This is a genomic window from Aneurinibacillus sp. UBA3580 (assembly GCF_002375825.1).
GTDB lineage: Bacteria > Bacillota > Bacilli > Aneurinibacillales > Aneurinibacillaceae > Aneurinibacillus > Aneurinibacillus danicus.
Genome location: NZ_DFMZ01000108.1, coordinates 2,879 through 12,431 on the forward strand (window position 1 = coordinate 2,879; position 9,553 = coordinate 12,431).

The window sequence follows — 9,553 nt, forward strand, 5'->3', positions numbered from 1 at the left end:
CCTTTTTCTACATTGAAATCCTCTCCTCGTTCTCTTCTCTCTTTCCCTTCGTACCACTAAAGTCAGCCGACCTTCTCATCATTTTCATGTCGGGGTTGCGGCTGGCAAACTGTGGTGTTTTTGTTTTATAGGAAAAACCTATGCAAACTATAAATATTATATCTTTGAACATTTGTTTTTTCTATGTTAAAACTTATATAAAGATTTAAAAAAATATAGAATGAATAAAACAAAAAGGGGAGAGATGAATGAAACCACGCACCATGTTTGAAAAAATCTGGGACAACCACGTCATTTACTCGGAAGAGAACAAACCCAGCCTGCTATACATCGACCTGCATCTTGTGCATGAAGTTACGTCACCACAAGCGTTTGAAGGATTACGCCTCGCCGGACGCAAGGTACGCCGGCCGGATTTGACGTTTGCGACCATCGATCATAACGTACCGACAACGGATCGCTCCCTGCCCATTGAAGATCCGATTTCCCGCCAACAAATTGAAACGCTGCGGGCAAACTGTAAAGAATTCGGTGTCACACTCTATGACCTCGACAGCCCCGAGCAGGGCGTTGTCCATGTTATGGGACCCGAGCTTGGCCTCACCCATCCCGGCAAAACGATTGTATGCGGCGACAGTCATACATCCACCCATGGCGCATTTGGTGCGCTCGCATTCGGCATCGGTACGAGTGAAGTAGAGCATGTGCTGGCAACACAGTGCCTGCAGCAGAAGAAACCGAAAACACTGGAAGTGCACGTTGAGGGTGAACTGCCAACCGGCGTGACGGCCAAAGACATCATCCTTGCCATTATTGCCAAGTGGGGTACGGATTTTGCGACCGGTTACGTCATTGAATATACGGGTGACGCGATTAAGAAGCTCTCCATGGAAGAGCGGATGACGGTCTGCAATATGTCCATCGAAGCAGGCGCACGCGCGGGCCTTATCGCACCGGATGAAACAACGTTTGCGTATCTTAAAGGCCGTCGTTTCGCTCCAAAAGGAGAAGAGTGGGAGAAAGCCATTTCTGCCTGGAAAGAGCTTGTGACTGACGAAGGCGCCGAATACGACCGCCGTGTCGTAATCAACGCCCGGGAGATTGAACCGCAGGTAACCTGGGGCACAAGCCCGGGGATGGGTATCGGTATAAGCGGTGTAGTACCGGCACCGGAAGATTTTGCAACGGAAAATGAGCGCAAAGCAACGCAAAATGCGCTCGCATATATGGGCCTTGAGCCGCATACGCCGATCACGGAAATCGAAATCGACCGCGTATTCATCGGCTCCTGTACAAACGGCCGTATCGAAGACCTGCGTGCGGCGGCAAAAATCGCCAACGGCTACAAAGTAGCGCCCCATGTCAACGCTATGGTTGTACCGGGCTCCGGCATGGTCAAAGAGCAGGCCGAAAAAGAAGGACTCGATAAAATTTTCATCGAAGCCGGCTTCGAATGGCGCGAGCCGGGCTGCAGCATGTGTCTTGCGATGAACCCGGACGTACTTGCACCGGGCGAACGCTGTGCATCAACGTCCAACCGCAACTTTGAAGGCCGTCAGGGACGCGGCGGACGCACGCACCTGGTCAGCCCGGAAATGGCCGCCGCTGCCGCCATCGCCGGTCACTTCGTAGACGTACGTAATTGGGAAGTCAAAGAAAGAGAGGGAAAAGCACATGGAACCGTTTAAAAAAATTACCAGTGTGGTCGCTCCGCTCGACCGCGTAAACGTAGATACAGACGCCATCATTCCCAAACAATTTCTGAAACGTATCGAGCGTACAGGCTTCGGACAGTTCCTGTTCTATGAATGGCGCTTTGATGAACAGGAAAACCCGAATCCCGACTTTGAATTGAACAAACCGCAGTATAAAGATGCACACATCCTGATTGCACGCAACAACTTCGGATGCGGCTCGTCCCGTGAGCATGCGCCATGGGCGCTTCTCGACTATGGATTTAAAGTGATCATTGCACCGTCGTTTGCAGATATCTTCCATAACAATTGTTTCAAGAACGGTATCCTGCCGATCGTGCTGCCGGAAGAAACCGTGGAACAATTGTTCCAAAACGTGGCCAAGCACAAAGGCTATCAGTTAACTGTCGATCTAGAAAACAACAAGATTACGGACGGACAAGGACTAGAAATTCCATTCAGCGTGGATGAATACCGCCGCGAATGTCTGCTGAAAGGACTCGATGATATCGGTGTTACGCTGATGCAGGAAGACAAAATTGCCGAATACGAGAAAAACTATCCGAGCTATTATAAAATCGCTCAATAAATGCGAAAAAGGACGGGAGCCTGCACTCCCGTCCTTTTCTCATGAATTATTGTTCTTCCCGATTGGCTCCGTAATAATACGGCGGATAAGGAGTCGGATACGGGTAGGGTGCAGGATATGGATACGGTGCCGGATACGGATACGGAACGGGCTTCGGTCTGTTGTAGTTGTATAAAAGCGGCGCCAGAAGCAGAAACGGAATAATCGGCCAAATGCCGCGCTCATCATGCGTATAGCCGTAATGGTATGGGTACGAAACCGGCTGCGCGTAATACGAATAAGCGGAATAATCGGCTGGATAGGATTCATGGGCGAAAGACGGATGCTGGTTGTTTTCGTTATTCTCCATAAGTGCCCTCCACATTCTCAAAATAATATTTACATGCTACTACACTATGAAAGTAAAGGGCGGATGTCCTTTGTCCTGCCCAAATTGGGCTCTCGCCTACCGTTCCCCGCAAATCATATTATGCTTGTTTTTGTGTGGGAAGTTCATTCGCAAGTCTCTCCAACTCTCCCAGCGCTTCCTCAAACACATCCAGCGCGCGGGAGACAACCCGCGGATCACGCAGATTTACCCCGGCTTGTGTCAGTGCTTCAAGCGGAGGCACAGAGCCGCCTGCCTTCAGGAATGCAAGATACCTCTCCCGCTCTCTCTCGCCTCCACGCAGTAAACCATCCGCCAGGGTGGTGGCGGCGGAAAATCCTGTCGCGTACTGGTACACATAAAAATTCTTATAGAAATGCGGAATGCGTGTCCATTCCACACCGACATGTTTGTCCACCGTAAGCGCCGGTCCGTAATAGGCTGCGACCAGCTTGCGGTATTCTTGCGCCAGGTACTCTGCCGTCAGCGTTTCCCCCCGCTCCGCTGCCCGGTGAATATCGCGCTCAAACTCCGCCAGCAGTGTCTGGGTAAACAGCGTGCTCTGAAAGGCATCCAGGTAGCGATTTAACAGTGCCGCCTTCTCTTCCGGGTCCTTCGCCTGCGCAATCCAGCCGCGCAGCAGCAGCGATTCATTGACCGTCGATGCCACTTCCGCTACGAATACATCGTATTCAGCATCCAGATAATCCTGTGCTTCATTGGCATACTGCGAATGCATGGCATGTCCCAGTTCGTGCGCCATCGTCAGCACGTCGTCCAGCTGACCATGATAGTTCAGCAGCACATACGGTGGATATCCATAGACGGCTGTCTGGTATGCACCGCCCGTCTTTCCTTTACGGCTGTATACATCTATCCAACGATTTTTGAACGCCTGATCCAGTTTCTTTTGATACTCGGGGCCGAGCGGAGCCAGTCCTTCACGCACCATCTTCTTCGCTTCTGCCAGCGGATATTCTTTCTTTATTCCTTGATAGAGCGGCATGTATAAATCGTATTTGTGTACGGTAGTAACACCCAGCAATTTCTTACGCAATGTGGCATACCGATGCAGCAGATGAATACGACCGCGCACCGTGGCAATCAAATTGTCGTATACATTCTCCGGGATATCGGATGTGTGCAGTGCGGCATAGCGCGCCGAAGGATAATTCCGCGCCCGTGCATAGACGATATGCTTGCGTACTTCGCCCTGCAGAAGCGAGGCGAATGTATTCCGAAATTGATTATATGTACCGTATACTGCTTCAAAAGTGCGGCGACGCAGCTCGCGGTCGGAAGACGTCATGAGTGCGGCATAATTCATCCGGTTAAGCGAAATCTTCCTGCCTTTTCCGTCTTCAATGGGAGGAAAGACAAGATCTGCATCCAGCAGATAACGGTACGCCTGCGACGCCGTTCCCATGGCCTCACCTGTCAATGCCAGCAGCCTCTCCTCCCGCTCAGGCAAAATATGCGCTTTCTCTTTGCGCAGCTCACTGATGTAGTGTTTATACCGTTCAAGCCTTTTCTCCTGCCGGTACATTTCCGCAAGCCTGGCGTCGCTTAACGCCGCAAGTTCCGGGCCGGCAAACGATGCGACCAATGCCAGTTTCTGCGCAGTCTGTCTCGCTTCATCCAGCCGCCGCTGGGCGTTTGGATCCGTCGTATTCGTATCAAATCTCAGCTGGGCGTATACATACGCCTTCTCCAGTGTCCGAGCCATCTTTTCTTCTTTATTTAGCATAGTGTACAACTGCCCGGCATCTTCCAACTTGCCTTTGTAAGCGGACAGCTCGGGAATTTCTTTTGCCAGACGGCGGATATCTTCCCTCCACGCCGCCTCACTCGGATATAGGCGGGTCACATCCCACGTATCTGCCATACTTTCCCGTACGCTTGATGAATTTTCTTTTTTTATTAGGGTATCGGTCGGATTTAGCGCCGGAGAATCCAGCCAGTCATTCATGAGCAGCAGCACTCCGCACAATACGCCCACAAGCGGGACAAACAATCGTTTGTGCATAATTATTCCTTCTTCCCTAAATTGTTTTTCATATTTTTTACAGGAGAGAAGGGAAATATTTATTGTTCTTTTATGAACAAAGCACGAAAAAACCGGGATGCAAAGCAGCACCCCGGTTCTCGTCTATTCTATGTCAGCTAGCTTAAAAGGAAAAACATTTGTCAATAAGGGCCATGCGGACAAATAGTCCGTTCTGCGCCTGGCGGAAATACGCGGCGCGTGGATCTTGGTCCACATCCACCGCAATCTCGCCTGCACGCGGCAGCGGATGAAGAATAATGCTGTCCTGTTTCATGATGGAAAGCAGCCCGCGGTTAATAATATACTTGCCGCGGGCTTTTTCGTACTCATCTAACGATGTAAAGCGTTCTTTTTGAATGCGCGTCTGATACAGTACGTCTGCGGTTTTCGCCACTTTTGCTAAATCGTGTTCTTCCTCGTACGTAATTCCCTTTTGATCTAAGTATTTCTTTACATATGTCGGAATTTGCACGTTTTCCGGCGCCGTAAATGAAATGTGAATGTTCTTATAGTTGGCCAGCAGATACGACAGCGAGTGAACGGTCCGGCCATTCGCCAGATCTCCGATCATTACAATATGGAGGTTATCAAGACGCCCGAGTTCCTTTTCGATTGTATATAAATCGAGCAGCGACTGTGTCGGATGTTCGCCCGCACCATCTCCGGCATTGATGATAGGCACGCTCGCCACAGCAGCCGCGCGCTCCGCCGCCCCTATATCGGTATGGCGGATAACGATAACATCGCTGTAGCCGGACACAACCCGAATCGTATCTTCGAGCGTCTCGCCTTTAATAGTGGACGAGAATTGGGCCGCATTCTCCGTACCGATAACTTTGCCCCCCAGGCGGGACATCGCCGATTCGAACGAAAGACGCGTCCGCGTACTCGGTTCAAAAAACAGCGTGGTCATCACCTTATTACTGTAACGATCGCTGCCGCCCTCTTCTACCAGGCGTTCCATCCGGCGGGTATTTTCGAAAATCTCGTCCAATACCGAACGGGTAAACTGCTTGGCCCCTAATACATGGTATAATGACACAATACAACTCCCCTTTACTATGTATGGTAAAAATCATCTATGCATAGAAAACCACTCTGACCTGCATCAGAGTGGTTGGTTTACCATGGTAATAGGCATAAAAGTTCAGCGTCTCTTTTCGCGCTTACCCAGATCGCCCATTTTATCTTCGCTTGTTTTCATCCAGCGCTTCATCATCGACTCGAAATCTTCTTTCGAGCTAGAGCGTCCGCCCTGACCCTGGGAACGTCCCCCCGGCCCCCGATTGTCATCGCGTTTCTTAAACGGACGACGATCTTCTTTCTTCTCTTCATGAATTCTCATGGTTAAAGAAATTTTACCGTCGTTTTTAATCTCCAGCACTTTTACGGTCACTTTGTCGCCAACTTTGACAAACTGGTTAATATCTTCTACATAAGAAGAAGCGATTTGCGAGATATGCACAAGCCCCTGCTTGTTTTCTCCGATATTAACAAAAGCGCCGAAAGATTGAACTCCTACCACGGTACCTTCTAAAATATTGCCGACAGCGATGTTACTCAAAAAATGTTCCCCCTAAAAGAATTTACTATACAATTACTATACATGAAACAAAAAGAATAATAAAGAACTTTGCATCCCGCAATCGCTGGCAAAACGTATACTACTCTCCTATATCATAGTATTCCCAATTCGACAAAAAGGTACTCTTTCCTGCTTATATAGAAGAATTCTCCGGGGTCTCTTCGGTGCGCTCTTCTTCTACCCACGCGATCCTGTATACTTGAACCAATTCCTCGCCTGTGTCCATAGCCACCATCGTCCGCCCGATCGACCCTTGATCATTAATCGACAGGCTATGACGGTACGCTTCCCAGTCTACCGGAATGATGCGATTCGCACTTGTACGGGCTTTTAAGTCGTGCTTCATTTCTCCTTCAAGGAACGCCGCCTTTACTTCATGCGGCTGCACTTTGCGGCGCCGAATGATCAGCACACCTTTGCCGCCGCGGCCCTGTACCGTAAACTGGGCGGCAAACGTACGCTTGACGACGCCTTCTTTCGTTATAATCTGCAGTACATCTTCCGCATCCGGCGAGAGGATGAACGAGCCTATAATCCGTCCGCCTTCTTCAAGTTTCATGCCGCGTACGCCGGCCGTGTTCCGTCCGGTGAGAGGCACATCGGATGCCGGAAATCGAATCGCCATGCCACCGGATGAGACAAGCAAAAATTCCTGCTCCTCCCGGCACAAATGCACAGACTCGATCTTATCGTCGTCTTTGACTTTTACCGCCACAATGCCACGTTTTTTCTGCGTTTTGCTGTACTCTTCTACTTTGGTTCGCTTGACCATGCCGTTTTCCGTCACGAACGCGAACGACTCGTTTGCGATTTGCTCCAGTGACTCCACTGCATAAGCGGCGACAATTTTCTCTTCTTTGCCGAGCGACACGACGTTCACCAGGCTTGTCCCGATGTCTTTCCAGCGTCCGTCCGGAATTTCGTGCATCGGCAACTGGTAGAGTTGTCCGCTGTTCGTAAACAGCAACAGCTGGTGAATCGTATTCGTTTTGAAGAAATACCGCACCGTATCGCCCTCTTTGAGTCCCGTGGTTTCAATGGAAGCACCGGAGCTGTTGAACGAGCGCATCGAGGTGCGTTTGATGTACTGGTCCTCCGTAATTGTCACGATGATATCTTCCGCAGGCACGGTAACGGAGATATCGACCTCAATGCTTTCAATCTCATCCTCAAGCTCTGTGCGGCGTTCATTGCCGTATTTGTCACGAATTTCGGTCAGCTCTTTTTCGAGAACCTTGTTTAACTTTTTCTCGCTCTTCAGGATGCCTTCAAAAGTCGTAATCTTTTTCTGTAAATCTTTTTCTTCTTTCTCATACTTCTTAATATCAAGGCGCGTCAGCTGGTGCAGGCGAATATCGAGAATGGCTTCGGCCTGCTCGTATGTGAAATCGTAGTTTTTCATCAGGCGTTCCCGTGCATCTTCCCGACCATCCGAGTCCATAATCGTGTCGATGACCTGGCGCAGGATGGAGATCGCCTTGATAATCCCTTCGACAATATGCAGGCGTTTTTGCGCACGCTCCAAATCGTAGGTGGTTCGCTTCGTGATAACATCCTTTTGATGTACGATGTACGCATCAAGAATACCTTTGAGCCCGAGCTGCTGCGGCCGCTCATCGGCGATAACCAGCATATTAAAGCTATACGAAATCTGCAGATCGGTTTTCTTGAACAGATAATTCAGGATGCCGTCCATATCGGCGTCTTTGCGCACTTCCAGCACGATGCGCATGCCCTGGCGGTCGGTCTCGTCCCGCACTTCTATAAGACCGTCTACGTTCTTTTCGAGAATTTCCTCTTCAATTTGCGTTACAAGCGCTTTTTTCTTCACTGTGTAAGGAATTTCGTCGACTACGATGAGCCTGCGGCCCTGCTTGCCGTTTTCGGTATGTGTCTTGGCACGGATAATGATTCGACCCGCTCCTTTCTCATACGCTTTGCGAATCTCATCCTTCCCTTGAATGATGCCGCCTCCCGGAAGATCCGGACCCGGAATGTATTTCATCAGCTCATCAAGTGTAATATCCGGATTATTCAATAGGGCAATTGTGCCATCGATAACTTCGCGCAGGTTGTGCGTCGGAATCTCGGTGGCAAACCCGATGGAGATGCCCGTAACACCGTTGACAAGCAAATTCGGAAAACGGGCCGGCAGCACGACCGGCTCTTTCGCGGTGTTGTCATAGTTTGGGATAAATTCTACCGTATCCTTCTCAATATCGCGGACCATCTCCATGGCAATCGGCATAAGGCGCGCTTCCGTGTAACGCATCGCAGCCGCCGTATCGCCGTCGATCGTACCCCAGTGGCCATGGCCGTCAATCAGCGGCTCGCGCATTTTGTGCGGCTGCACAAGGTTGACCATTGTCTCATAAATGGACGAATCGCCGTGCGGGTGGTAGTTCCCCATCACATCCCCGACCGTCTTCGCCGACTTTCGGTACGGCCGATCGGGAGTGTTTTTCTCCTTATACATCGAGTACAGCACGCGGCGCTGCACGGGTTTTAAGCCATCCCGCACATCCGGGATGGCTCTTGATAGAATGATATAGCGGGCATAATCGCTGAACCGCGAGCGATACACGTCCCGCACACTCATCTGCAAGTACTGTTCATGCGGCAATGACATCGACTCTTTATTCCTCCTCCATAACAAACTTCACGTTGCTTTCAATCCATTCGCGGCGCGGCGGTACTTTGTCCCCCATCAAAACGGTGACAATACGCTCGGCTTCCGCCGCTTCTTCTAGGTCCACCTGAATCAGCTTGCGCGTCTCAGGATTCATGGTCGTATCCCATAGCTGTTCGGCGTTCATCTCGCCAAGTCCCTTGTAGCGCTGAATTTCCGCCTGGCTGCCCAACTTCTTCTGCGCCGCAATTCGTTCTTCATCCGTCCAGGCGTATATCATCTCCTGGCCCTTCTTCCCCTGTTTGTATACTTTATAGAGCGGCGGCTGCGCAATAAATACTTTACCGCGTTTGATAAGCTCCGGGAAGTACCGGTAGAACAGGGTCAGCAGCAAAATCTGAATGTGAGCGCCATCGTAATCGGCGTCCGTCATAATGATGATTTTGTCGAACGCGCACTTGTTGGCATTGAAATCGTCACCGATTCCCGTACCCAGCACTTCAACGATCGTGTTAATCTCTTCATTGCCGTTCGGTCCAATGACTTCATAGATTTTTTTCTTCTCTACGTTAATCGGTTTTCCGCGCAGGCTAAGCACCGCCTGGAAATTGCGGTCGCGCCCGTTGATCGCTGAACCGCCCG

The 9,553-nt window shown here is 50.3% G+C and carries 8 protein-coding genes; 2 read left to right on the plus strand and 6 right to left on the minus strand.

The features are described 5' to 3' along the window. The first annotated feature begins 248 nt into the window (after window positions 1–248). Window positions 249–1,688, plus strand: coding sequence for a 3-isopropylmalate dehydratase large subunit (gene leuC, locus B2899_RS15010; RefSeq protein WP_146809590.1), 1,440 nt, complete (start codon window positions 249–251; stop codon window positions 1,686–1,688). Then, the gene (gene leuD / locus B2899_RS15015) at window positions 1,675–2,283 is read left to right on the plus strand and encodes a 3-isopropylmalate dehydratase small subunit (protein WP_146809591.1); all 609 of its coding nucleotides are present in this window, start codon (window positions 1,675–1,677) and stop codon (window positions 2,281–2,283) included. Before leuC ends, leuD begins: the two co-directional genes overlap by 14 nt. 46 nt (window positions 2,284–2,329) lie before the next feature. On the opposite strand, the gene B2899_RS15020 is transcribed toward leuD, so the two are convergent. The 6 genes from B2899_RS15020 to B2899_RS15045 form a co-directional block, all read right to left on the minus strand. Continuing rightward, the gene (locus B2899_RS15020) at window positions 2,330–2,632 is read right to left on the minus strand and encodes a hypothetical protein (protein ID WP_146809592.1); all 303 of its coding nucleotides are present in this window, start codon (window positions 2,630–2,632) and stop codon (window positions 2,330–2,332) included. A gap of 118 nt (window positions 2,633–2,750) precedes the next feature. Further along, window positions 2,751–4,676, minus strand: a complete 1,926-nt coding sequence (gene pepF / locus B2899_RS15025; RefSeq protein ID WP_146809593.1) for an oligoendopeptidase F — start codon at window positions 4,674–4,676, stop codon at window positions 2,751–2,753. A 142-nt stretch (window positions 4,677–4,818) separates the two neighbouring features. Then, window positions 4,819–5,739, minus strand: coding sequence for an aspartate carbamoyltransferase (gene pyrB / locus B2899_RS15030; RefSeq protein ID WP_246147272.1), 921 nt, complete (start codon window positions 5,737–5,739; stop codon window positions 4,819–4,821). 105 nt (window positions 5,740–5,844) lie between these two features. Next, a complete protein-coding gene (locus B2899_RS15035; RefSeq protein ID WP_146809595.1) occupies window positions 5,845–6,261 on the minus strand; it encodes a S1 RNA-binding domain-containing protein in 417 nt (138 codons plus the stop codon). 154 nt (window positions 6,262–6,415) lie between these two features. Then, on the minus strand, window positions 6,416–8,911 hold the full coding sequence (parC, locus tag B2899_RS15040) for a DNA topoisomerase IV subunit A (protein ID WP_286886863.1): 2,496 nt from the start codon (window positions 8,909–8,911) through the stop codon (window positions 6,416–6,418). Between the two features lie 7 nt (window positions 8,912–8,918). Continuing rightward, on the minus strand, window positions 8,919–9,553 hold a 635-nt coding region (locus tag B2899_RS15045), incomplete at its 5' end, for a toprim domain-containing protein (RefSeq protein ID WP_286886864.1).

What these genes read in the sequence shown, in the direction of transcription:
- leuC (WP_146809590.1), top strand. Translation starts at nt 249, where the DNA reads ATGAAACCACGCACCATGTTTGAAAAAATCTGGGACAACCACGTCATT.
- leuD (WP_146809591.1), top strand. Translation starts at nt 1,675, where the DNA reads ATGGAACCGTTTAAAAAAATTACCAGTGTGGTCGCTCCGCTCGACCGC.
- B2899_RS15020 (WP_146809592.1), bottom strand. Translation starts at nt 2,632, where the DNA reads ATGGAGAATAACGAAAACAACCAGCATCCGTCTTTCGCCCATGAATCC.
- pepF (WP_146809593.1), bottom strand. Translation starts at nt 4,676, where the DNA reads ATGCACAAACGATTGTTTGTCCCGCTTGTGGGCGTATTGTGCGGAGTG.
- parC (WP_286886863.1), bottom strand. Translation starts at nt 8,911, where the DNA reads ATGTCATTGCCGCATGAACAGTACTTGCAGATGAGTGTGCGGGACGTG.